Here is a 22,163-nt window from a genome sequence, read left to right as displayed (position 1 = left end):
TTGCGGCGGCCCCTCGGCCGATGGCTGCGGTCCCTGGCTGGTCCCCAGCAAGATCGCAAAGCGGCGGCATCACAGCCGCCCATCACCTGTCGGGCCATCAACAAAAAGGCCGTTGACCTGGGATTTCTCCCGGCCAACGGCCTTCCGACATACTGTCGGGACGACAGGATTTGAACCTGCGACCCCTTGACCCCCAGTCAAGTGCGCTACCAAGCTGCGCCACGTCCCGTGGTCTCGGTGCCTGCAGCGGGGCCTGGGGGGCTCTGCTGTGGGCTTCTCGACCTTGTCTCCGGTTGTCCCGGCGACGTGGAAAACAATACAGCACGTCGGGGGGTGCTCGCTGCCAGGTTCGGGGGGTGGGGTGGGTCAGGGGGTGGGGTGGCGGGCGTCGTAGGTGAGGAAGGCGGGGCGGCGGGCGGCGAGGAGGAGGACGGCGGCGACGCAGGCGAGGCCGCCGGTGATCACGGAGGTGGCGGGGTTGGTGAGGGCGGCGACGGTGCCGGACTCGAAGTCGCCGAGGCGGGGGCCGCCGGCGACGACCACGATGAAGATCCCCTGGAGGCGGCCGCGCATCTCGTCCGGGGCAGCGACCTGCATCATCGTGTTGCGGAAGATCATGCTGACGGTGTCGGCGCAGCCCGCGACCGCGAGCAGCAGGAGGCCGAGCCAGAGGTTGTGGAGGGCGCCGAAGGCCGCGATGGCCAGGCCCCAGGCGGCGACGGCGGCGAGGACGGCGACGCCCTGGCGGTGGACGCGGCCGACCCAGCCGGAGAAGAGCGCGCCGATCAGGGCGCCGACGGCCGGGGCGGAGACCAGCAGGCCGACGGTGCCGGCGTCGCCGCCATAGAAGGTGACCGCGATGGCCGGGAAGAGGGCGCGCGGCATGCCGAAGACCATCGCGGCCAGGTCGGCGAGGAAGCTGGTGCGCAGGTTGGGCTGCTCGCGCAGGAAGCGGAGGCCGTCGAGGACGGAGGCGCGGCCCTTGCGCTCGCCGAGCGGCCGCATGGCGGGCAGGCGCCACATCGCGTAGAGGGTGCCGGTGAAGGCGACGGTGTCGACCAGGTAGGCGGCCTGGGATCCGTAGGCGCCGATGAGGACGCCGCCGAGCATCGGGCCGACGGTGAGGCCGAGGTTCATGCTGACGGTGTTCAGGGCGTTCGCCGCCGGGAGCTGGTGGCTGGGCACCAGGCGGGGGATCATCGCGGAGCGGGCGGGCGAGCTGATCGCGAAGAAGCCGGCCTGGACGGCGACGGCGGCGTACAGGACGGCGACCAGGCCGAGGCCGGCCAGCGCCTGCGCGGCCAGGGCGGCGGAGACGACCGCCAGACCGGCCGAGCCGAGCAGGCCCAGCCGGCGCCGGTCGACGGTGTCGGCGATCGCGCCGCCGTAGAGGCCGAAGGCGACCAGCGGGACGAGGGAGAAGATGCCGACCAGGCCGGTCGCGAAGGCGGAGCCGGTCAGGTCGTAGACCTGGACGGAGACGGCGACGGCCGTCATCTGCTGGCCTATGGAGGAGACGGCCTGCCCGGCCCAGACCCGGCGGTAGTCGGGGTGGTCGCGCAGCGGGCTGAGGTCGGCGAAGGCCCGCCGGTACCAGGGTGAGCCGGCGGCTGCCTCCGGCCCGGGTCCGTCCCCTGCCCCGGGTCCGTCCCCCGGTCCGGGTTCCGGTTCGGGTTCGGGATCAGCGGCGGAGGGCACGGAGGACGGGCCGGGCGCGGGGGACGGCATGGAATGTTGATTGTTCGACATAGTCCCTCATGCTCCGCTCCGCCCCCGGACGTCCCCGCACCGGGGCCGCCCCAGCGAAAGCCCGCCCCTGCCCGCGACGCCCCGGCCCCACCCGCGAGGCCCCCGCTACCGGCTCAGCACCTGCCTCTCCCCCGCCTCCACCGCGAAGTCCAGCCGGTTGCCCGGCGGCGGGAACGGGCAGATGAAGTGGTCCGAGAAGGCGCACGGCGGCAGGTAGGCCCGGTTGAGGTCGAGGACGGTGCGGCCCTCGGCGTCGGGCGCGGGCAGGGTGATGAAGCGGAAGCGGTAGGTGTCGATGCCGCTGGTCGTGTCCGCGATCACGCCGCTGAGTCGCTCGCCCGACCGGCTGACGGTCAGGGTGCGGTGCTCGCCCGCCACCGTGAAGGCGATCTGCCCGGAGACGGCCAGCGGGCGCTCCCGGCCGTCGGCGTTCGGGACGACGACCGATCGGGCGTCGTCGTCCTCGAACGGGGTGAAGACGGCGGGCACGGCCCACTCGGGCGCGTACGGGAAGGCGGAGATGCCCGCGAACGCCGTCCGACGGGGTGCGGCCGGGTCGAAGACCCGCAGGGCCAGCTCGCCCTCGCGCTCGATCGGGACGAGCAGCAGGCCTCCCAGGACGGCGGTGTCGGCGGCCGGGTCGCTGTCCGGGCGCAGCAGCGCCTCGCCGTCCACCGGTGCGTCGGCGCCGTCGACCGTGATGTCGTCGGACGCCGCCGCCCGGACCCGGACGCCCTCGGCGTCGGCCCACCAGCGCCCGGGCAGGCCGGGGATCTCGGCGGGCTCGGGCTCCAGCCAGTGCGTGCCGGTGAGTGCGAGCTGGCCGTGCTGCGCGCTCACCGACGCCGCCCGGCCGTCACTCCAGTGCTTCCAGTCCTCCGCGGCCGTCTCCGTCATCGGTCCACCCTCCCGGTCGGTCCGTGGACGGCCCGCTGTTCGGGCCGCCCGTCCTCCGTCATCCAGAACACCGTCCGCGCGGACGGATCATTCCCGTCGGCCCGATGTCGCCGAAACCGCAACACGGCGGCAACGCGCCGACACCGGGCACAACACGGGGCACCACTCCGGCCACACACCTACCCCTCGCGGCGCTTCAGCGGACGGAACAGCCCCTCCTGCACCACGGACACCACCAGCCGGCCGTGCCGGTCGAAGATCTGCCCGCGGGCCAGGCCGCGCGCGCCGTGCGCGATCGGGGACTCCTGCTGGTACAGCAGCCAGTCGTCCGCCCGGAACGGCTGGTGGAACCACATCGCGTGGTCGAGCGAGGCCATGTCGAAGCTCCGCTCGCCCCACAGCGGCTCGACCGGGGCGCGGACGGCGTCCAGCAGCGTCATGTCGCTGGCGTAGGTGAGGGCGCAGACGTGGATCAGCGGGTCGTCCGGCAGCGGGCCGTTGGTGCGCAGCCAGACGCCGCTGCGCGCCTCGACGCCCTCCAGCTCCTCCTTCGTCCAGCGCAGCCGGTCGACGTAGCGGATGTCGAAGGGCTGGCGGCGGCTGATGAACGGGGGTAGCTCGCCGAGCCGGGAGCCGACCTCGTCCAGGGCGCTGGGCAGGTCCTCGGGGGCGGCGACGGACGGCATCGGGTACTGGTGCTCGATGCCGGCCTCCTCGGGTCTGTGGAAGTCGGCGGTGAGGGCGAAGATCGACCGGCCGCCCTGGATGCCGAGCACCCGGCGGGTGGTGAAGGACCGGCCGTCGCGGATCCGGTCGACCTGGTAGACGATCGGCACGCCGGGGACCCCGGGGCGCAGGAAGTAGGCGTGCAGCGAGTGGACCGGGCGCTCGTCGTCCACCGTGCGCCCCGCCGCGACCAGCGCCTGCCCGGCGACCTGGCCGCCGAACGTCCGTTGCAGCGCCTCCTCGGGGCTGCGCCCACGGAAGATGTTGAGTTCGATCTGCTCAAGGTCGAGCAGATCGACAAGGTCGTCGACGGGGGTACCCATGGGCACGTTTCCTCTCCGGACTCCGAACAATTCTCCAGCTCAATCGAATCCTTTGGCGACCCGGGTCATTCCCGCGCAGCGGTCCGGAACGCCCAGTTCACTCGAACGAGTAGGCGAGCCGACGAGCAGGTGACGGACGGGACGGCCCGGTCGGCCAGGAGGCCCCCACCGGCCGCACGACCTCCGGTTACGCCCCCAGCCCCGACTCCCGCACCGTGATGTTGAGCCGCCCGAGCAGCCCCAGCGCCGGATCGGCCGTCCCCGGCAGCGTCCGCACCACCCCGTGGTACGCGAACCGGGCCGGGCCGCCGAACACCAGCAGGTCGCCGCTGCGCAGCTCCAGGTCCATCCACGGCCGGGTCCTGGTCTCGGTGTTCCCCAGCCGGAAGACGCAGCCGTCGCCCAGCGAGAGCGAGACCACCGGCGCGTCCGCCCGCTCGTCGCGGTCCTGGTGGAGGCCCATCTTCGCGCCGTGCGCGTAGTGGTTGACGATCGCGATGTCCGGCGCGTACGACGCCGCCCCCGCGACCTCCCCCAGCGCGGCCCCGTACGCCTCGGCGACGGCCCTGCGCGCCAGGTCCCCGAGCAGCCGCGGGAACGGTTTGACGGGCGCGCCGTCCTCGGCGACCTCCCGGTACCCGTACGGGTACCAGTGCAGGCCGAGGCTCACCATCCGGACGGACATCATCCCGCCGGTGGGCATCCGCACGGCGTGCAGACCGGCCGGCGGGCGGGCCCACTCCCGACAGGCGGCGACCAGGCGCCGCTGCGCGTCGAGGTCCAGCCAACCGGGCAGCAGGACGGCGCCGGGGGCCGGCTGGGAGCGCTCGCGCGCGCCCGGGGACCCGCCCGGATCACCGAACAGCTCGCCCTGGATCACCCCACCATCCTCCCGCACCGCGCCCACCCGGGCCGACCCGCGCCCACCCGGGCCCAGCCCCGCGCCCAGCCCGGTCGCCGCCGAAGGCGGGCGCACCCCCGCGCGACCCCGACTCCTGCCCGCGGGAACGCCGACGGCCGCTCCCCCGGCCGGCGGAGGAACCCGCGCGGCGGAGAAGCGGCCGTGAAAGCCGTGCACATCGGTACGCACATCCGTACGTCGACGCACCGACAGCCGACACACCGACAGATCAGCGAACCGACAGGTCAGCACATCGGCACCCGGTCGGGCACCGGCACGGTGAGCCCCGGGCAGCCGATGCCGGCTGCGCACGGGGCCTCACGTGCTCGAGGAGGCCTCAGCTGGGCAGACCTCAGATGCTGAGGGTCTGGCCCGGGAAGATCAGGTCCGGGTTGCCACCGATGACCTTGGCGTTGTTCTGGTACAGGTCGTGCCAGTCCAGGCCCTGCGCGGCGGCGATGGAGCTCAGGGTGTCACCGGCCTTGACGGTGTAGTCGCCCTTGGCGGCCGGCTTGGCGTCGTTCGAGCGGTTCCAGGACTTGGCGCCCTGGTCGGCCTTCGGCGCGGACTTCTGAGCGTCGGCCTTCGGGGCGGCAGCCTTCGGCGCGGCGGCGTCGTTCTTCGGCGCGGCCTGAGCCTTCGGCGCGGCCTGGGCCTTGGGCGCGGCCTTCGGGGCCTCGGCCGGCTTGGCGGCGGGCTTCGGGGTCTGCGCCGGCTTGGCGGCGGTCGAGCCGGCGGCGGAGCCCGCCGAGGTGTCGACGGCGGCCGGGGCGCCGCCCTTGGTCAGGCCGGCCTTGACGGAGCAGACGGGCCAGGCGCCCGGGCCCTGCGAGGCGAGGACCTTCTCCGCGACGGCGATCTGCTGCGCCTTGGTGGCCTGGTTGGCCTGCGACGCGTAGGCGGTGCCACCGAACGCGGCCCAGGTGCTGGAGGTGAACTGCAGACCGCCGTAGAAACCGTTGCCGGTGTTGATGGCCCAGTTGCCGCCGCTCTCGCACTGGGCGACGGCGTCCCAGGTGGAGACGGAGGCGGCGGAGGCCGAGGTGGCCGTGACGAGGCCGGCCACCGGCAGGGCCGCGACAGCGGCGCCCGCCACGACAGCCATCCGAACGCGGTTGCGCTTGGTGGCGGTGGAGGTGGTGGCAGCGGCGGTCTCGTTACGGAAGGTCATGAGGTTCCTCTCGACAGCCCCGGGCGGGCATGCGGAACCAGACCCCGGGAAGGGCCGTGATCACTCGCTGCGTCCGTCGGGCGGCCGGGCACGTGTCGGACGTGCCGCTTGCCGCCCCGGCCACCCAGCCGCTCGCCGACGACGTGTTCGAGCGATCGCGTCGGCGGGCACCTGCCACGCCCGGCGGACCGGGGGGCTGTGCGTCGGGGGTGAACCCGGGTGGCGCTCGTTGCGCCGTCCAAGAAGCTACGAGCCGATCAACGGGGAATCCAAAACTTCGACGGTCTGCCCAGCTCAGCCAAGGGTTACCAGCGGTAACGACCATGCAATCATGCCCGAATTGTCCGCTTTAACCGTCGATTCCTAGATCAAACATCCGGACTCCGTGACTCACCTCACTGTTTGATTCCGGCAGTCCCGGCACCGACATCGACAGATTGCGACCACGAGAACACGCGGTGCGGTCGGATCCGAGGCAATTCACGTCAGCCTCCAGGGGCACCCGTGACGCCTGACACAAGGGCCCGTTGGGCATGGCGACCTCTCCGTGTCCGCCCCAGCACCCCATCCACACCCATCCGAGGAGACCCTGTGCCGCGCATGCTCGACGTCAGCGACGAGGTCCGGTCCGAGATCGGCGACGACGAAGCCGACCGCCTGCTAGGTGGCGACCGCGCCCCCGACGGCTACGAGTGCACCTCCTGCCGGACCCCCGGCGACACGCACGTGGAGCCCACCAGCACCGTGCTGTTCGTCGGCGACGAGACCGCCGTCCTCGCCTTCGCGCACGCCCGCTGCATCCCCTCCCAGGTCGTCCCGGTCTCCGAGGAGCAGCTGGCGGGCGCCGTCCGCAGCATCAGCCAGACCCAGCCCGGCGGCCCGGACCTCGCCGTCCCCGCCGCCGTGCCGAGCGCCCCCGCGCCGGCCGCGCCCGTCGGCCCGGCCCCGACCCAGCCGGCCGCCCCCGGCCAGGCCGCCATCCTCGGCATCACCTGCGGGCTGGTCCTGCACGGCAAGGTCGGGCACGCCTCGCTGGTGGTCGAGCCGACCGGGCCGGTCGGCCGCCCCGGCAGCACCTCGGGCGAGGACGAGTTCCTCGACCTGCTCCAGGACGCCGGCTTCCAGCCCGTCACCGACCTCGACGAGACCCCGGACCAGCTGCCCGGCTGGTCCGTCCTGGTCGCGATGGGCAAGCTGCACGCGATCCTCCAGCCCGCCGCGGCCGGCGGCAGCACCGGCTGGTGGCAGGCGCACCAGCCGCTCCAGGTCACCGACGCCTGGCGGATGGCCGCGAGCCAGCTCTCCGAGGTGACGATGTACGCCGTGCCGGCCGGCATGGTCGGCCGGCAGCCCCGCGAGGACCTGCTGCGCCAGGCGCTGGAACGGGCGGTGGCGCTGGGCCAGGTGGTCGCCGCCTCCCTCCCGCTCGCCGGCACCTGATCCGGCTCCGCGCCCCGACCCGCCGGACGGCCGCCGCCCACCCCCACGGCAGCCGTCCGGCGGGCGCACGCCCGCGACACCCCGCCGCGCGCCATGCCCGGGAACACCCCGCCGCACCCCGCCCGCACCCTGCGCGCCCCGCTTCACTCCGCCGTGCCCGCGTCCGCCCCGGCGTGCCCACACCCCGCCCGGCGCGCGCACCCGTTGCGCACTCCGGCGTGTAGGCGCACCCCCGCCCCCAGGGCCCGCATCCCCCGCCCCTCTCGCTCGTTGGCCCCTACGTGTACAGCTACGACGTCTCCGCGTCCCCCGGCCGGTCCGCCAGCGCCTCGCGCTCGATCCCGGGCATGCGCCCCTCGTACGACGCCGAGCACCCGCACTCCGCGACGCCGATCTACGACGAGCTGTACTCCGAGTACCGGCGCCTCTTCCGCGCCCTGCCCGGTGACCGCTCGAACGAGGAGGACCTGAAGTTCACCGGCTTCGCGGTCCGCGACAGCTACCCGCTGCACGGCGAGCAGCGCCCGTACCCGCCCCAGCAGCAGACCTTCCACACCCTCCCGGGCCAGACGCCGGGCCTCCCCCAGTTCATGCCGGGCTCCCAGCACCACGGCTCCGGCCCCACCGGCGGCCAGCAGCACAGCCACAGCGGGGGCCACACCGGCGCCCACACCACCCCCCACAGCAACTCCCACACCGGCAACCACACCGGCGGAGGCCACCCCGGCACGCACGCCGGAAGCCACACCGGCCGTCACACCAGCAGCGCCCACCCCGGCACCCACAGCACCGGCCACCACCACGGCCACCACCCCGAGCCCCCCACCGGCGACAACCTCGGCCCCGCCGCCCCGGCCCCCGTCCAGGACCAACCCGCCGTCCCCGCCGCCCAGTTCACCGACGGTCAGGGCTGGGTCGCGGCCGGTTACCTGGGCGCGGCTCCGCACCCGATGCCGGTGCCCGCGCCCGCACCGCCGGCGCCGCCCGCGCCCTCCCCGGTGATGGGTACGGCCACCGGTCTCGCCCCCGCGCCGTCCAGCGGCGGCCGCCACCGCCAGATGCTCTCCCTCCCCCCGGGCCCCACCGTCGACCACCGCTGACACCCGGCCCGCACCCCGGCCCGCACCCCGGACCGGCCCCGACCGGGAAACCCACCCCGGACACGCCGGAGGGCCCCGCCACCACCGTGGCGAGGCCCTCCGGCCATCGGTCGGCGGACCGACCGGTCCTACCGACTGCTGCTGCTCCTACTACTTCTTCTTGCGCTTCTCCCGGACCCGCACCGAGATCGAGATCGGCGTCCCGACGAACCCGAACTCCTCGCGCAGCCGGCGCTCGATGAAGCGCCGGTAGCCGGCCTCCAGGAAGCCCGAGGCGAACAGCACGAAGCGCGGCGGACGGGTGCCCGCCTGGGTGCCGAACAGGACACGCGGCTGCTTGCCGCCGCGGATCGGGTGCGGGTGGGCGGCGACCAGCTCGCCGAGGAAGGCGTTCAGGCGCGCGGTCGGGATGCGGGTCTCCCAGCCCTCCAGCGCGGTCTCGATCGCCGGGACGAGCTTCTCCATGTGCCGGCCGGTCTTGGCCGAGACGTTGACCCGCGGGGCCCACTGCACCTGGACGAGGTCGCGCTCGATCTCGCGCTCCAGGTAGTAGCGGCGCTCCTCGTCGAGCTGGTCCCACTTGTTGTAGGCGACGACGACGGCGCGCCCGGCCTCGACGGCCATCGAGATGATCCGGGTGTCCTGCTCGGCGAGGGTCTCGCTGGCGTCGATCAGGACGACCGCGACCTCGGCCTTCTCCAGCGCGGAGGAGGTGCGCAGCGAGGCGTAGAAGTCGGCGCCGGCGGTCAGGTGGACCCGGCGGCGGATACCGGCGGTGTCCACGAACTTCCAGGTCTTGCCGCCGAGGTCGATCATCTCGTCGACCGGGTCGCGGGTGGTGCCGGCCAGCTCGTTGACGACGACCCGCTCCTCGCCGGCGACCTTGTTCAGCAGGCTGGACTTGCCGACGTTGGGCCGGCCGATCAGCGCGATGCGGCGCGGGCCGCCGGGGGCGGCGTCGCCGAAGGTCTGCGGCGGGGCCTCGGGCAGCGCGTCCATGACGGCGTCCAGCAGGTCGCCGGAGCCGCGGCCGTGCAGGGCGGAGACCGGGTACGGCTCGCCCAGGCCCAGCGACCACAGGTAGGCGGCCTCGGCCTCGGTGGAGGGGCCGTCGACCTTGTTGGCGCACAGGACGGTCGGCTTGCCGGCCCGGCGGATGATCTTGATCAGGGCCTCGTCGGTGTCGGTGGCGCCGACCTTGGCGTCCACCACGAACAGCACCGCGTCGGCCTGCTCGATGCCGAGCTCGGCCTGGGCGGCCACCATGGCGTCGATGCCGAGGACGTCGATCTCCCAGCCGCCGGTGTCGACCACCTTGAAGCGGCGGCCGTTCCAGCTGGCCTCGTACGTGACCCGGTCGCGGGTGACGCCCGGCTTGTCCTCGACGACGGCCTCGCGGCGGCCGATGATGCGGTTCACCAGGGTCGACTTGCCGACGTTCGGGCGGCCGACCACGGCCAGCACCGGCAGCCGGACGTGCGCGCCGCCGTCCTCGGCGTCGAAGCCGTCGAGGTCGATGCCCTCCTCGGCCGCGAGGGCCATGAACTCGGCGTAGTCGGCGGCGTCCAGCCCGCCGTGATCGGCGGTGTCGTGCTCTGCGGTCATGTTCGTCTGTTCCGTTTCCCGGCCCGGCCCTTCCCAGGGGCGTGCCGTGCGTACCTGCCCCGCTCGGGGCAGCGCGATGGTTTCCGCCGCGGCGCCTCGACGGCCCGCGGTTCGTTCAGTGGGTCGGACCGGCCTCCACGGCCGCTCCGGTACCCGGTCGATCAGCGCCGGTCCGACGTCCGGTCGGCCGATCAGCCGATCAGTCGGTCGGACCATCGGCCGATCGGTCGGTCAGACCGACGACAGCCCGGCCCGCTCCTCCACCAGCCCGGCGATCCGGTCGATCACCTGCTCCAGGGTGAGCTCGCTGGTGTCCACCAGCACCGCGTCCGCGGCCTGGGCCAGCGGGGCCGTCTCCCGCGAGGAGTCGGCGGCGTCGCGGCGCGCGAGGTCGGCGGCCATCGCGGTGATGGTCGCCTCGTCCACGCCCTTGGCCCGCAGCTCGGCCGCCCGGCGCGCGGCCCGGGCCTCCACGGAGGCGGTCAGGAAGACCTTGACGGTGGCCTGTGGGAACACCACGGTCCCCATGTCCCGGCCCTCGGCGACGATGCCGCGCTCGGCGACCTCGGCGCAGCCGCGCTGCAAGTCCACCAGCCGGGACCGTACGGCCGGCACCGCGGACACGGCGCTGACCTTGGCGGTCACCTCGGGGCCGCGGATCGGGCCGGACACGTCCTGGCCGTCCACCGTGATGGTGGGGCCGTCGGCGTCCGTCCCCGACACGATGACGGGCTTGCCGCACGCGACGGCCACCGCCTCCGGGTCCTCGACGTCGACCTCGTTGACCAGCATCCACCAGGTCATCGCCCGGTACATGGCGCCGGTGTCCAGGAAGCTCAGGCCCAGCCGGGCGGCGACCGCCCGCGAGACGGTCGACTTGCCGGAGCCGGAAGGTCCGTCGATGGCGACGACGACCGGGGCGTGCGCTCGGTCGGCAGTGTCCACGGGCGAACCTCTCTCTGAGCATGGGAGCCGGAGCCTGGGCAGGCGGACGGCCGGGGATGTCTCCCTCAAGGTTAATGGACCGCCGCCGTGACCCGCTCCGCCGCCGGTCGGCCGACCTCCGGGCCCGGGACCAAGCCCGAAACCAGGCCCGACCGCCAGGCCCCTCCGGCCCGCCCCGACCGGCCCCGCACCTCAGCCCCGCACGCCCCGCACCTCAGTCCCGTACGCTCCAGCCGCTCGCCCGCAGCGCCTTGGTCAGCCGCTTCACCGCCGTCGGCGCCACCGACAGCTGGACGAAGCCGACCTGCTGCCCGGTCGAATGCTCGATGACGACGTCCTCGATGTTGACCCCGGCCTCGCCGACCTCCCCGAACAGCCGGCCCAGCTCGCCCGGCTGGTCGCCCAGGACGACCGCCAGGGTCTCGTAGCGGGTGGGCGGCGCGCCGTGCTTGCCGGGGATGCGGGCCTGGCCGGTGTTGCCGCGCCGCATGACCGCCTCGATCCCGGCCGCGCCCACCCGGCGCTCGCCCTCCTCGTCGGCCTGCATGGCGCGCAGCGCGGTGACGGTCTCGCCGAGGTCGCGGGCGACCCCCTCCAGCACGTCGGCGACCGCGCCGGCGTTGGCGGAGAGGATGTCGACCCACATACCGGGGTTGGAGGCGGCGATCCTGGTGACGTCGCGCACGCCCTGGCCGGAGAGCCTTATGGCGGTCTCGTCGGCGTTCTCCAGGCGGGCCGCGACCAGCGAGGAGACCAGCTGCGGGGCGTGCGAGACCAGGGCGACCGCCCGGTCGTGCTCGGCGGCGTCCATCACGATCGGCACCGCGCCGCAGAGCGCGACCAGCTCCAGCGCGGCGTTGAGCGTCTCGGTGTCGGTGTCCGCGGTCGGGGTGAGCACCCAGGGGCGGCCCTCGAAGATGTCGGCGCGGGCGGCCAGCGGGCCGGATCGCTCGCGGCCGGCCATCGGGTGACTACCGATGTAGTGGACGGTGTCGCAGCCGAGCTCGGCGACCTCGCTGCCCGGGCCGGCCTTCACGCTGGCGACGTCGGTGTACCAGTGGGCCAGGTTGCGGCGCTGGCAGTCGGCGAGCACCTTGCCGACCAGCGCGGGCGGCACGGCGATGATCGCCAGGTCCACCGGGCCGTCGACCGGGTCGGTGATGCCCGCGCCGAGTGACTCGGCGGTGCGGGCCGCGTCCGGGTCGGCGTCCTCCAGGTGGACGGTCAGCCCGCGAGCGGTCAGGGCGAGCGCGGCGGAGGTGCCGATCAGTCCGGTGCCGACGACGACGGCAGTGCGCATGGCGGGTCGCTCTCCTCATCACGATTCTCGACAGGTGCCGGAACCGTCCGGGAGCACCCGCGCCCCATCCTCCCTCATCCGCCCCGCCCAAGTCCCCACCCGCCACCCGGCAACCACGGGGGCGGCCCCGGCAGCTTCCGGCACCGGCAACCGCGACGCGCCCGCCCCCGTCCCACACAGTGCACGCGCCGCACCCGGAAATCCTGCGACGTCCGCCCCGAAGCCGGGCAGACTGGCCGCCCGGGAAAGGGGAAGGCACGGGCGAGCACCGCGGGAACAGCAGGACGGCACGACGAGCGCCACGCGGCGGGCGACACGCGAACGAAGGGGTTGCGCATGGACGATCAGCACAGCGGCCGGAGCGGGCAGTCGAAACCGCCGGCCGTACCGGCCCACCCGTCGGTCCTGGACTCCGTCGTCGTGTACGCCGAGGGCGCGGTGTGCCGCCGACGGGCGACCGTCCCGGTCCCGCCCGGCGGACGGCTGCGGCTGACCGGCCTGCCCGCCGCCCTGGACGGCCGCTCGCTGCGCGCCCGGGTGCTCGCCGGACCGGCCGGCGCCGCCGTCACCGAGGCCCGGCTGGAGCTGCTCGCCGAACTCCGTGAACCGGGCGAACTCCCGGAACTGAAGCGGGACTTGGACGAGGCCAACGAGCGCCGTAGCGCGCTCGGCGAACGCCTGCGACTGGTCCAGGCCTCGATCGCCGAGACCGCCGCGCTGCGCGCCGTCCCCCCGCAGCGCCGACGCGACGAACCGCTGCGCCGCACGCCCGCCGACGCCTGGCTGGAGCTCGCCGACTTCGTCGAGGAGCGGCTGGCCCGGCTCCAGGAGCGCGCCGAGGAGCTCACCCGGCAGCTGGAACTCGCCGACCACGAGCGCGACCTGGCCGCCGACCGGCTGGAGCGGGCGTCCACCGCCGACCGGACCGAACCGGTCGGCACCAGCACCACCGTCCTGCTCACCCTCACCACCGCGAGCACCCACCCCGCCCAGGACCAGGGCCACGACCACGACCAGGACCAGGTCCAGGCCATGGAGCTGGAACTGGAGTACGGCGTCCCCGCCGCCCGCTGGGTCCCGGCCTACCGGCTGTCCTACCGGACCGGCGCCGACACGGCCCACCTGGTCCTGCGCGCCGCCGTCGCCCAGCGCACCGGCGAGGACTGGACGGGCGTGCGCCTCGCCCTGTCCACCGCCGACCTCGACCGCCGCACCGACCTGCCCCGGCTCGCCTCGCTGCGGATCGGCCGCAGCCAGCCCGCCCCGCCGCCCTCCGGCTGGCGCGAGCCCCCGGCCGGCCTGGCCGACCTCTTCACCGGCTACGACGCGGCCGGCGCCGACCGCCCCGCCCCGCGACGCGAGACCCCGATCGCGGTGTCGGCCGCCGTGGCGCCCCGCTCCGCCCGCCTCGGCGGCGTCCGTCCGGGCGGCTCCCGGGCCGAGGCCTTCGCGGCCGAGGAGCAGTTCGCCCCCACCGTCCCGTACGGCGCAGGCGGCCTGCTGAACGCCGACCAGCCGATGCCCGCGCCACCGGGCGCCCCGATCGAGCCGGGCGCCCCGATCGCCCCCGGTGGCTTCGCCGGCTACGGCGCCCCGCCGCCCACCCCTTACCCGGTCGCCGCCGCCGCGCCGCCGCCGCAGGGCCCGGGCGGCTTCCCGCCCGGGGAGGCCCGCCGCCGCGTCGGCCACGCCGCCCCGCCCCCGCCGCCACCCGGCCTCGCCCCGGACGCCACCCTGCTCGACTACCCCGACCTCGTCCTGGCCGGCCCCGAGGAGCCCGCCACCCGGCGCGGCACCCTGCACCCCCGCCCCGAACGAACCGGCCACATCGCACGGCCCGCACAGTTCGAGCGATTCGAGTACGAGGAACCCGCCTGGACAGCACCCGGCGGCAGCGGCACCGCGCAGCTCCGCACCCTCGCCCTCCCCCGGCACGCCGTCCCGCCCCGCGAGTCGGCCGGCTCCTTCGACCACCGCTTCGACGCCGCCGCCCCCGCCGACATCCCGTCCGACGGCACCTGGCACACCGTCACCGTCGGTGAGATCCCGCTCGCCGTCCGCCCCGAGTACGTCACCGTCCCCGCCGTCGAGGAGAAGGTGTACGCGACCCTGGTGCTCGCCAACCGCACCGACCAGGCCGTCCTGGCCGGCCCGGCCGAGGTCACCGTGGACGACGAGTTCCTGCTCACCGCCGCCCTGCCCACGCTGGCCCCCGGCGGCACCCGTCGGCTGGGCATCGGTGTCGCCGAGAGCATCGAGGTGGCGCGCCGCACCGAGCTGCACGAGTCCACCACCGGCATGCTGAAGGGCAACAGCACCGTCCTCGACCACCGGGTGCACGTCCAGCTGGCCAACCGGCTCGGACGCGCCGTCACGGTGGAGGTCCGCGAGCGGGTGCCGGTCGGCTCCGACGCCGAGATCCGGATCGAGGAGCGGGCCGACTGGCACGCCCCGACCGTCTCCACGCCGGACTGCCCGCCCAGCACCCGGCTCTGGCGGGTCGACCTGCCGCCGGGCGGACGCACCGAACTGGACGGCGGCTACCTGATCAAGATCCCGGCCGGAAAGGCCATCGTCGGCGGAAACCGGAGGAACTGAGCGATGACCGTCGAGACCCGTCCCCTCCCCGTCACCCTTCCCCTCCCCGTCACCGCCGTGACCTGCCTGGAGGACCGCGGCCAGGTCGAGCGCGGCACGACGGTCGCGCTCGCCGCGGGCGTGCAGCGGCTGCGCCTCGGCCCGCTCACCGCCCTCGCCGTCGACCGCACCCTGCGCGTCGAGTCCGGCACCGACGGCGTCCGGGTGCTGGAGTCCCGGCTGGTGCGCGGCTGGGCCCCGCGCGCCCCGCTGCCGCCCGGCCCGGAGGACTCCGACCTGCGCCACCGGCTGCACCGGCTGGACGCCGAGAGCCGGCTGGCCGACCAGGCCCGGGCCCGGCTGGAGGCCCGGCTGGCCCTGCTCGCCCAGCTCTCCGCGGACCTGCTGCGCGAGATCGGCGAGGCGGCGGGCCTCGGCGAGCTCGAACCCAACCGCTGGGCCCGGGAGCTCGACCGGGTGGACGCCGAGCGCGAGCGCTACGGCGAGGAGCTGCGCGCCACCCACTCCCGGCTGCGCCGCCTGGAGGAGGAGCGCTCGCAGGCCCTGACCGCCCTGGACGAGGCCGAGGAGGACCCGGCCGAGCTGACCGCCCACCTGGAGCTCACCGTCGAGGCGGCCCGGCCCGGCCCCGCCGAGCTGACCGTCTCCCACCTGGTGCCCTGCGCGCTGTGGCGGCCCTCCTACCGGGCGACCCTGGACGGCGGCGAGCTGCGCCTGGAGTCGGAGGCGGTGGTCTGGCAGCGCACCGGCGAGGACTGGACGAACGCCCGGCTCACCTTCTCCACCGCCCGCTCCGCCCTCGCCACCGCCCCGCCCGCGGTGGCCGAGGACGTCCTGGTGCTGCGCGAGCGCACCGACGAGGAGCGCCGCACGGTCGAGGTCGAGCTGCGCGAGGAGGCGGTCGCCGTCCTGGGCCCGGCCTCCCGGGTGCCGGGCGTGGACGACGGCGGCGAGGTCCGGGTGCTGCCCGCCCCCGCCCCCGCGACCGTGCCCTCCGACGGCCGCGCGCACCGGGTGCCGCTGGGCGCCTTCACCGGCCCGGCGGGCAGCGAGTACGCCTGCGCCCCGGAGCTGTCCCCGCTGGTCACCCAGGTGGTCCGGTTCCGCAACGCGGCCGGGCACCCGCTGCTGTCCGGCCCGGTCGAGCTGGTCCGCGGCAGCGGCTTCACCGGCCGCGGCGAGCTGCGCTTCACCGCCGCCGGTGCCGAGGCCGAGCTGTCCTTCGGCAGTTCGGACGGCTACCGGGTGGTGCGGGAGAGCGAGGAGCGCCAGGCCACCGCCGGCCTCACCGGCCGCCAGACCACCACCCGGACGGTCCGGCTGCACCTGTCCCGCTTCTCCGGCCCGGAGGAGCGGGACGAGCGGATCGTCACGGTGCGCGAGCGGGTGCCGGTCTCCGAGGTGTCGGCGGTCGAGGTGCGGCTGCGCAAGGAGGAGTGCTCCCCGGCGCCGGACTCCTTCGACGCCGAGGGGATCGTCCGCTGGGACGTCCCGCTCGCCCCCGGCGCCCGGCGCACCCTCACCCTGGTGTACGAGGTGTCCGCCTCCGCCAAGGTGGCCGGGCTCTGACCGCCGCGGGCGGCACCCCAGGACCAATCCGGAGACAACGGGTAGAAAAGGAACCATGATCCTCCACCTCGCCCCCCTGGACGACTGGCTGTCCGACCCCGGCCGCCCGTACGCCACCGCGTCGCTGCTCACCGACGGGTTCATCCACTGCTCGGCGGACGAGCGGACGGCGCTCGCGGTGGCCAACGCCTTCTTCTCCGACACCCCCGACCCGCTGATGGCGCTGCTGATCGAGGAGTCGCTGGTGGAGCCGATGGTGAAGTGGGAGGCCCCGCACGGCGCCCCGCCGCCGGGTGCCACTCCGGGCGTGCTGTTCCCGCACATCTACGGGCGGCTGAACCGCACCGCCGTGGTCGGCCTGGAGAAGGTCGAGCGCGGCCCGGACGGCCGCTGGGCCTCGCTCAGCCCCTGGAGCTGACGGAGCCGCCCGTCCCCGCTACAGCCACCCCCGCTCCCGGGCCGCCATCCCGGCCTGGAAGCGGGTGGTGGCGCCCAGCGAGCGCATCAGGCTCTGGAGGCGGCGCTGGGTGGTCCGGGCGCTCCAGCCGAGCGACCGGGCGATCGACTCGTCGGTGAGCCCGGCCGCCAGCAGGCCCAGCAGCTTGCGGTGGTCGGTCTCCGGCTCCGACCCGGCGTCCTCGGTGCCGACCGCCGCCTGCAGGCGGACGGCCCGCTCCCACTCCGCCTCGAACAGCGTGTCCAGCGCCTGGAGCAGCGCCGAGGGGTGGATCACGTACGCGGCGTCCAGCACGCTGTCGCCGACGCTGATCGGGATGATCGCCATCCGGTCGTCCGAGATGATCATCTTCATCGGCAGCGTCGGCCGGACCCGCGCCTCCTCGCCGTCCTCGACGCCGACCAGGATGTTCTTCTCCAGCCGCCCCGGCCAGGCCACCGCCTCCCGGTCGTAGACCGTCCGGAACTTCACGCCCTCGCGCAGCCGCCGCCGCTGCAGGGTCAACGGCGCCACCGGGTCCTGGATGTACGGCGGGCGGTCGAAGCCGCGCACCTGGTACTGGCTGGTCTCGGTGATGTGCTCCAGCCGCTGGGCGATCGCCTCGCCGCCGGTCAGCACCTCCACCGAGTGCGCCGGGTCGGTGTACCGCGAGGCCTCCCGGAAGGCGTCCATCAGCCGGTGCATCTCGGCCCGGGCGTAGCGCAGCTCCGACTCCCGGTGGCCGATCAGGGTGCCGATCGCGACGTCCGGGGGGACGGGCAGGTAGCGGTGCCGGTCCACCGGCGCCCGGGTGGCCATGCCCTGCTGCGCCAACCGGTCCAGGGCCCGCACGCTCTGCTGGAACGTCAGCCCGCAGCTCTCCGCCAGCTCCTCCGCCGTGGACTGCGGGCTGGCCACCAGGGCCGCGTAGACCTGCCCGTCCGGCTCCGCCAGTCCCAGCGCGCCGAGGGCCTGTCCGCCGGCCCGCCCCAGTGCTGCATCGGACACGACGCCCTCTCCCCCTGCTCGCCCGTTTCCGTCGGCCGCTCCCGCCCCGACCCGCGCACCCCGTGCTGGCGCAGTCCCGCCACCGGGCGGGGCGGCGCTCCGGTGGCCATCCTCGGCCACGGATCATGGCGCTGACAAGGCCGTGACCAGCGGTTGCGTCCCGGCTCACACGACCCGTCCGAAACGTGGACATCCGCCCCCGGACATCCCCACAGCACATCCGCACCGGGCGTCCGCGCACGGACGCCCGCGCGCCGACCCGACCCCGCCGCGGGAACGCCGGAGCCCCCGGCCGCAGCACGTGCGACCGGGGGCTCCGGTGGAGCGGACGGGGCCTACAGGCCGACCTCGCGCATCAGCTGGCCGACCTCCGGGTTGGTCAGGCGGCGCAGCCAGCCCGACTTCTGGTCGCCCAGGGCGATCGGGCCGAAGTGGGTGCGCACCAGCTTCTCGACCGGGAAGCCGGCCTCGGCCAGCATCCGGCGGACGATGTGCTTGCGGCCCTCGTGCAGGGTCACCTCGACCATGTAGTTCTTGCCGATGTTGGAGATGACCTTGAAGCTGTCGGCGCGCGCGTAACCGTCCTCCAGCTCCACGCCCTGGGCCAGCCGCTTGCCCAGGTCGCGCGGGATCGGGCCCTGGATCGCGGCCAGGTAGGTCTTGGTCACGCCGTAGCGCGGGTGGGTGAGGCGGTGGGCCAGCTCGCCGTGGTTGGTGAGCAGGATGATGCCCTCGGTCTCGGTGTCCAGGCGGCCGACGTGGAACAGCCGGGTCTCCCGGTTGGTCACGTAGTCGCCCAGGCACTGGCGGCCGTCCGGGTCCTCCATGGTGGAGACCACGCCGGCCGGCTTGTTCAGCGCGAAGAACAGGTACGACTGGGTGGCGACGGTCAGGCCGTCCACCTTGATCTCGTCGTTCTGCGGGTCGACCCGCTTGCCCTGCTCGGTGACGCGCTTGCCGTTGACCTCGACCCGGCCCTGCTCGATCAGCTCCTCGCAGGCGCGGCGGCTGCCGATGCCGGCCCGGGCCAGCACCTTCTGGAGGCGCTCGCCCTCGGGCTCGCCGAAGGTCTTGGGCAGCTTGACGGCCGGCTTGTCGTGCCGGGCGAGGACGGCGTCCTCGATCTTGGCCTGGAGCTCGCGGGAGCGCTGCGGCTGACGGCGCGGGTCGCCCGGGGCGCCCTGGCCCTCACGGCGCGGGCGCGGGGCCGGGCTGGGGCGCCGGCCGGCGTAGCCGCCGCGGGCCGGGGTGGCGTTGGGGCCGCCGCCGTACTCGGGGCGGTCGTACCGGCGCTCCTCGGGCCGCAGCGGGCGGTCCGGGTAGCGGCGGTCGTCCCGACGGTCGTCCCGACGGCGGTCGTCGCGCCGGTCGTCACGGCCGAACGAGCCGCCGCGCGAACCCGCGCTCGAACCCGAGCCCGAACCGCCACGGCCGCCCCCGTACGAGGAGCCGCCACCGCTGCCGCCGCCGTACGAACCCCCGCGCGAGCCCGAGCCGCCGCGGCTACCGCCGCCACCGCTGCCGCTGCCGTAGGAGGAGCCGCCGCCCCGGCCCCCGCCCTGTCCGCCGCGACCGCTACCGCCGCCGCTGCTGTTCCTGCCGTTGCCACTGCTACGCATCAAAGTGTCCGTACGTCGTTCCGTCTGGGATGTGCGGTCGTTTCGGCCGACCTCACCGCCCCCTACCGATCGGGCCCGGCCCGACCGGCCTCGCCACTGCCGTCCGCGGCCTGCGCGGCAGCGGCGGCGACCGCCTCCGCGATCATCGTGCCCTCCAGGGACTCCGCTTCCACGTCGTCGACCTCGGGCAGGAAGGGAGCGAGCTCCGGCAGCTCGTCCAGGCCGCGGAGCCCCATCCGTTCCAGGAAGTAGTTCGTCGTCCGATACAGGATCGCACCTGTTTCGGGCTCGGATCCGGCCTCTTCCACCAGTCCTCGCTGTACCAGGGTACGCATCACGCCGTCACAGTTCACACCACGGACGGCGGAAACCCGGGATCTGGACACCGGCTGCCGGTAGGCGATCACCGCCAGGGTCTCCAGTGCGGCCTGGCTGAGCCGGGCCTGCCGGCCGTCCAGGAGGAAGCGGTCGACGGCCGCGGAACAGGTGTCCCGGCTGTAGAACCGCCAGCCGCCCGCGACCAGCCGCAGGTCGAAACCGCGGCCCTGGGCCGTGTACTCGGCGGACAGCTCGCGCAGCGCGGCCGCCACCTCGGCCCGGGGCCGCTCCAGCACCCCGGCCAGCCGCTCCTCCGCCACCGGCTCGTCGACGACCATCAGCACGGCCTCCAGGTCGGCCCGCAGCCCGGCGTCGTCGGGCCCCTCGGCACCGGAGGCCGGCGGGGCCGACTTCTGGTGCACGACGACCGCCCCGGCCGGCTCCACCGGCCCGACCGGCCCCGCGGGCTCCACCGGGTCCGGCAGCAGCGCGAAGGCCGGCTCCAGCCACTCCTCGGCCCTCGGCCGCCCCGGCATCCCCAGCGGGCGCCGCACCGGCCGCCCGCCCTCGTCCCGTCCGCTCATCGCCGCCGACCCTCCTCGACCCCGCCGTCTCCACCGACCCCGCCGTCTCCACCGGCCTCACCGGCCGGCCGGTCGAACTCGTCCGTCACCTCGACCGCGCTCCGCCCCTCCTCGGCCACCCAGCGCACCAGCAGCTCGCCGAGCGCCTCCGGCTGCTCGAAGGCGAGCACCCGCTCCCGGTACAGCTCCAGCAGCGCCAGGAAGCGGGCGACCACCACCAGGTCGTCCGGCGCGTCCTCCACCAGCCGCCGGAACGAGGCCTCGCCCAGCTCGGTGAGCAGCCCCACCACCAGGGAGGCCTGCTCCCGCACGCTCACCGGCGGGGTGTGGATGTGGTCCACGTACACGACCGGCGCGGGCCTGGGCTCCATCGCCTTGGCCGCCAGCTCGGCCAGCCGCCGCGGCCCGATGCCGAGGACGACCTCCGGCAGCAGCTCCGCGTGCCGGGGCTCCAGGGCGGCGGTCCGGGGCCGCCGCAGCAGCTCGGCCGCCCAGCGTTCGCCGAACAGCGCCGCCGCCCGCTTGTACGCCCGGTACTGGAGCAGCCGCGCGAACAGCAGGTCACGGGCCTCCAGCAGGGCCAGGTCGGCCTCGTCCTCGACCTCCGCCACCGGGAGCAGCCGGGCGGCCTTGAGGTCGAGCAGGGTGGCGGCCACCACCAGGAACTCGGTCGCCGCGTCCAGGTCCCAGTCGGGGCCCATCGCCCGGATGTGCGCCATGAACTCGTCGGTCACGGTGGCCAGCGCCACCTCGGTGACGTCCATCCGGTGCTTGGCGATCAGGCTGAGCAGCAGGTCGAAGGGGCCTTCGAAGTTGTCCAGCCGTACCCGGAAGCCGCCCCGCGACTCGTTCTCGGTCGCGCTCGCGGCTGTGGTGGCGGTGACGGTGGCGGCTGGTCCGGCGGTTCTGGGCATGACGGTCCATCTTCACCCGTCGCCGCCTCCGGCCCCGCCCGGGGGCCGACCGACACGCCGTGCCACCCGCGCCCCGGACCGGCGCCCGCCCGGCGCTCCGCAGGCGCTCACCGGCCCGTACGAGCCCCTCCGCACGCACCCGTCCCGTCGAACAGGCCACGGTGGGTCCCCCGGGCCCCGGGAACGCCCCTACGGCGCCCGACACGGCCCTCCGGCACCCGGGACGTCGCCGGCCCTCCGGCCCGCGTCCCACGGGCCTCCTGCCGCCCTTGCGGCGCCTTGCGGCGCCCGACACGGCTCCGGCGGCCTCCCCACGCCGGGCCCGCGGCCCCCCTCGACGCCCGGCGCAACCGCCGGCCGCCCTTCCGCGCCGCCTACCGGCCGCGCAGCCGCCGCACCAGGATCGAGGCCTCGCCCCGCTGCTCCAGGTCCGCCAGGACGACCGCGATGGCCTCCCGGACGATCCGCCCGCGGTCCACGGCCAGGCCGTGCTCGCCGCGCAGCACCAGCCGGGCGTGCTCCAGGTCCATGAGCTCCTCGGCGGACACGTACACCGTGATCTTCTCGTCGTGCCGCTCGCGCCCGCTGGGCCGGCGCGGCGCGCGGCCGCGCGGCCGGGCACGGCCGGCGGCACCGGACGGCTCCTCGGCGGCGCCCTGGTGGGTGCGGGCCGCCGGGGCGGCACTCCGGCCGCCCTGGACGGCCTGTCCGGCCGCGGCGACGCCTGCGGCGGGCCCGACGCCCGCTCCGGACCGCTGCGCGGGCGCCGGCACCGAGGCGCCCACCTGCTGCTCCGGCGTCACCTGCCGGTCGTCCTGGGCGGCCTCGGTGCCCTCGGCGCCGTCCGGTCGGCCGTTGACGGTCCGCGCGGTCTCCGGTCTGGATGCCTCGGCGGCCGGACGCGGCGCGAGGGAGGGCGACAGCGCCATCCCTCCCGTGGTCCGGAACAGCTCGTCGGCA

The 22,163-nt window shown here is 75.1% G+C and carries 18 protein-coding genes and 1 tRNA gene; 5 read left to right on the top strand and 14 right to left on the bottom strand.

All coding sequences use genetic code 11. The features are described from left to right. Positions 1 to 155: 155 nt before the first annotated feature. From ACFCY1_RS21430 to ACFCY1_RS21405, 6 genes are all read right to left on the bottom strand, one after another. Positions 156 to 229 (bottom strand) — tRNA-Pro (locus ACFCY1_RS21430). 137 nt (positions 230 to 366) lie between these two features. After that, positions 367 to 1,728, bottom strand: a complete 1,362-nt coding sequence (locus ACFCY1_RS21425) for an MFS transporter (RefSeq protein WP_198959452.1) — start codon at positions 1,726 to 1,728, stop codon at positions 367 to 369. A 126-nt stretch (positions 1,729 to 1,854) separates the two neighbouring features. Further along, complete coding sequence (locus tag ACFCY1_RS21420) at positions 1,855 to 2,646, bottom strand: DUF1684 domain-containing protein (protein WP_375875587.1); 792 nt, start codon at positions 2,644 to 2,646, stop codon at positions 1,855 to 1,857. Between the two features lie 179 nt (positions 2,647 to 2,825). Beyond that, on the bottom strand, positions 2,826 to 3,695 hold the full coding sequence (locus ACFCY1_RS21415; protein WP_375875586.1) for an acyl-CoA thioesterase: 870 nt from the start codon (positions 3,693 to 3,695) through the stop codon (positions 2,826 to 2,828). A 187-nt stretch (positions 3,696 to 3,882) separates the two neighbouring features. After that, entirely contained in the window at positions 3,883 to 4,572 is a 690-nt protein-coding gene (locus tag ACFCY1_RS21410) for an alpha-ketoglutarate-dependent dioxygenase AlkB (RefSeq protein ID WP_375875690.1), read from the bottom strand. Between the two features lie 376 nt (positions 4,573 to 4,948). After that, the gene (locus tag ACFCY1_RS21405; RefSeq protein ID WP_117490113.1) at positions 4,949 to 5,767 is read right to left on the bottom strand and encodes a transglycosylase family protein; all 819 of its coding nucleotides are present in this window, start codon (positions 5,765 to 5,767) and stop codon (positions 4,949 to 4,951) included. Positions 5,768 to 6,358: 591 nt separating this feature from the next. On the opposite strand from ACFCY1_RS21405, the gene ACFCY1_RS21400 reads away from it, so the two are divergent. Continuing rightward, complete coding sequence (locus tag ACFCY1_RS21400; protein WP_375875585.1) at positions 6,359 to 7,207, top strand: hypothetical protein; 849 nt, start codon at positions 6,359 to 6,361, stop codon at positions 7,205 to 7,207. A 281-nt stretch (positions 7,208 to 7,488) separates the two neighbouring features. Next, positions 7,489 to 8,307: a hypothetical protein gene (locus ACFCY1_RS21395; protein ID WP_375875584.1), complete on the top strand. Its 819-nt coding sequence runs from the start codon at positions 7,489 to 7,491 to the stop codon at positions 8,305 to 8,307. Positions 8,308 to 8,457: 150 nt separating this feature from the next. Here the strand turns inward: ACFCY1_RS21395 and der are convergent, their stop codons facing one another. The 3 genes from der to ACFCY1_RS21380 all read right to left on the bottom strand — a co-directional run bounded on the left by der (position 8,458) and on the right by ACFCY1_RS21380 (position 12,157). Then, positions 8,458 to 9,912 (bottom strand): ribosome biogenesis GTPase Der, encoded by a 1,455-nt coding sequence (gene der, locus ACFCY1_RS21390; RefSeq protein ID WP_049658414.1) that lies wholly within the window; start codon positions 9,910 to 9,912, stop codon positions 8,458 to 8,460. Positions 9,913 to 10,143: 231 nt separating this feature from the next. Continuing rightward, positions 10,144 to 10,857: a (d)CMP kinase gene (cmk, locus tag ACFCY1_RS21385; protein ID WP_049658412.1), complete on the bottom strand. Its 714-nt coding sequence runs from the start codon at positions 10,855 to 10,857 to the stop codon at positions 10,144 to 10,146. Between the two features lie 214 nt (positions 10,858 to 11,071). Then, entirely contained in the window at positions 11,072 to 12,157 is a 1,086-nt protein-coding gene (locus tag ACFCY1_RS21380) for a prephenate dehydrogenase (RefSeq protein WP_049658411.1), read from the bottom strand. Between the two features lie 336 nt (positions 12,158 to 12,493). On the opposite strand from ACFCY1_RS21380, the gene ACFCY1_RS21375 reads away from it, so the two are divergent. From ACFCY1_RS21375 to ACFCY1_RS21365, 3 genes are read left to right on the top strand one after another with little or no spacing between them, the layout of a single operon-like run. Then, complete coding sequence (locus ACFCY1_RS21375) at positions 12,494 to 14,755, top strand: DUF4139 domain-containing protein (protein ID WP_375875583.1); 2,262 nt, start codon at positions 12,494 to 12,496, stop codon at positions 14,753 to 14,755. Positions 14,756 to 14,758: 3 nt separating this feature from the next. Then, the gene (locus ACFCY1_RS21370) at positions 14,759 to 16,324 is read left to right on the top strand and encodes a mucoidy inhibitor MuiA family protein (RefSeq protein ID WP_074004694.1); all 1,566 of its coding nucleotides are present in this window, start codon (positions 14,759 to 14,761) and stop codon (positions 16,322 to 16,324) included. A 55-nt stretch (positions 16,325 to 16,379) separates the two neighbouring features. Beyond that, positions 16,380 to 16,742: a DUF952 domain-containing protein gene (locus ACFCY1_RS21365; protein ID WP_049659481.1), complete on the top strand. Its 363-nt coding sequence runs from the start codon at positions 16,380 to 16,382 to the stop codon at positions 16,740 to 16,742. 18 nt (positions 16,743 to 16,760) lie between these two features. Here ACFCY1_RS21365 and ACFCY1_RS21360 read toward each other — a convergent pair whose 3' ends face one another. From ACFCY1_RS21360 to ACFCY1_RS21340, 5 genes are all read right to left on the bottom strand, one after another. Further along, the gene (locus tag ACFCY1_RS21360) at positions 16,761 to 17,768 is read right to left on the bottom strand and encodes a helix-turn-helix domain-containing protein (RefSeq protein ID WP_049659479.1); all 1,008 of its coding nucleotides are present in this window, start codon (positions 17,766 to 17,768) and stop codon (positions 16,761 to 16,763) included. 335 nt (positions 17,769 to 18,103) lie between these two features. Continuing rightward, positions 18,104 to 19,387, bottom strand: a complete 1,284-nt coding sequence (locus ACFCY1_RS21355) for a pseudouridine synthase (protein WP_375875581.1) — start codon at positions 19,385 to 19,387, stop codon at positions 18,104 to 18,106. 62 nt (positions 19,388 to 19,449) lie between these two features. Further along, positions 19,450 to 20,289, bottom strand: a complete 840-nt coding sequence (gene scpB / locus ACFCY1_RS21350) for an SMC-Scp complex subunit ScpB (RefSeq protein WP_375875580.1) — start codon at positions 20,287 to 20,289, stop codon at positions 19,450 to 19,452. Continuing rightward, a complete protein-coding gene (locus tag ACFCY1_RS21345) occupies positions 20,286 to 21,203 on the bottom strand; it encodes a segregation and condensation protein A (RefSeq protein ID WP_375875578.1) in 918 nt (305 codons plus the stop codon). The genes scpB and ACFCY1_RS21345 overlap by 4 nt, the downstream gene beginning before the upstream one ends. Positions 21,204 to 21,577: 374 nt before the next feature. Further along, positions 21,578 to 22,132 carry a hypothetical protein gene (locus tag ACFCY1_RS21340; RefSeq protein WP_375875577.1) on the bottom strand — a complete coding sequence of 185 codons (555 nt, stop codon included), beginning with the start codon at positions 22,130 to 22,132 and terminating at the stop codon, positions 21,578 to 21,580. Positions 22,133 to 22,163: the final 31 nt, after the last annotated feature.

The sequence above is a fragment of the Kitasatospora sp. NPDC056273 genome (assembly GCF_042268845.1).
Classification (GTDB): Bacteria; Actinomycetota; Actinomycetes; order Streptomycetales; family Streptomycetaceae; genus Kitasatospora.
The sequence above is the reverse complement of the archived record's forward strand: the minus strand, read 5'-3'. Positions and strand labels throughout refer to the sequence as shown.

What these genes read in the sequence shown, in the direction of transcription:
- der (WP_049658414.1), bottom strand. Translation starts at nt 9,912, where the DNA reads ATGACCGCAGAGCACGACACCGCCGATCACGGCGGGCTGGACGCCGCC.
- ACFCY1_RS21345 (WP_375875578.1), bottom strand. Translation starts at nt 21,203, where the DNA reads ATGCCCAGAACCGCCGGACCAGCCGCCACCGTCACCGCCACCACAGCC.
- ACFCY1_RS21405 (WP_117490113.1), bottom strand. Translation starts at nt 5,767, where the DNA reads ATGACCTTCCGTAACGAGACCGCCGCTGCCACCACCTCCACCGCCACC.
- ACFCY1_RS21380 (WP_049658411.1), bottom strand. Translation starts at nt 12,157, where the DNA reads ATGCGCACTGCCGTCGTCGTCGGCACCGGACTGATCGGCACCTCCGCC.
- ACFCY1_RS21415 (WP_375875586.1), bottom strand. Translation starts at nt 3,695, where the DNA reads ATGGGTACCCCCGTCGACGACCTTGTCGATCTGCTCGACCTTGAGCAG.
- ACFCY1_RS21425 (WP_198959452.1), bottom strand. Translation starts at nt 1,728, where the DNA reads ATGCCGTCCCCCGCGCCCGGCCCGTCCTCCGTGCCCTCCGCCGCTGAT.
- scpB (WP_375875580.1), bottom strand. Translation starts at nt 20,289, where the DNA reads ATGAGCGGACGGGACGAGGGCGGGCGGCCGGTGCGGCGCCCGCTGGGG.
- ACFCY1_RS21365 (WP_049659481.1), top strand. Translation starts at nt 16,380, where the DNA reads ATGATCCTCCACCTCGCCCCCCTGGACGACTGGCTGTCCGACCCCGGC.
- ACFCY1_RS21420 (WP_375875587.1), bottom strand. Translation starts at nt 2,646, where the DNA reads ATGACGGAGACGGCCGCGGAGGACTGGAAGCACTGGAGTGACGGCCGG.
- ACFCY1_RS21375 (WP_375875583.1), top strand. Translation starts at nt 12,494, where the DNA reads ATGGACGATCAGCACAGCGGCCGGAGCGGGCAGTCGAAACCGCCGGCC.
- ACFCY1_RS21370 (WP_074004694.1), top strand. Translation starts at nt 14,759, where the DNA reads ATGACCGTCGAGACCCGTCCCCTCCCCGTCACCCTTCCCCTCCCCGTC.
- ACFCY1_RS21355 (WP_375875581.1), bottom strand. Translation starts at nt 19,387, where the DNA reads ATGCGTAGCAGTGGCAACGGCAGGAACAGCAGCGGCGGCGGTAGCGGT.
- ACFCY1_RS21340 (WP_375875577.1), bottom strand. Translation starts at nt 22,132, where the DNA reads ATGGCGCTGTCGCCCTCCCTCGCGCCGCGTCCGGCCGCCGAGGCATCC.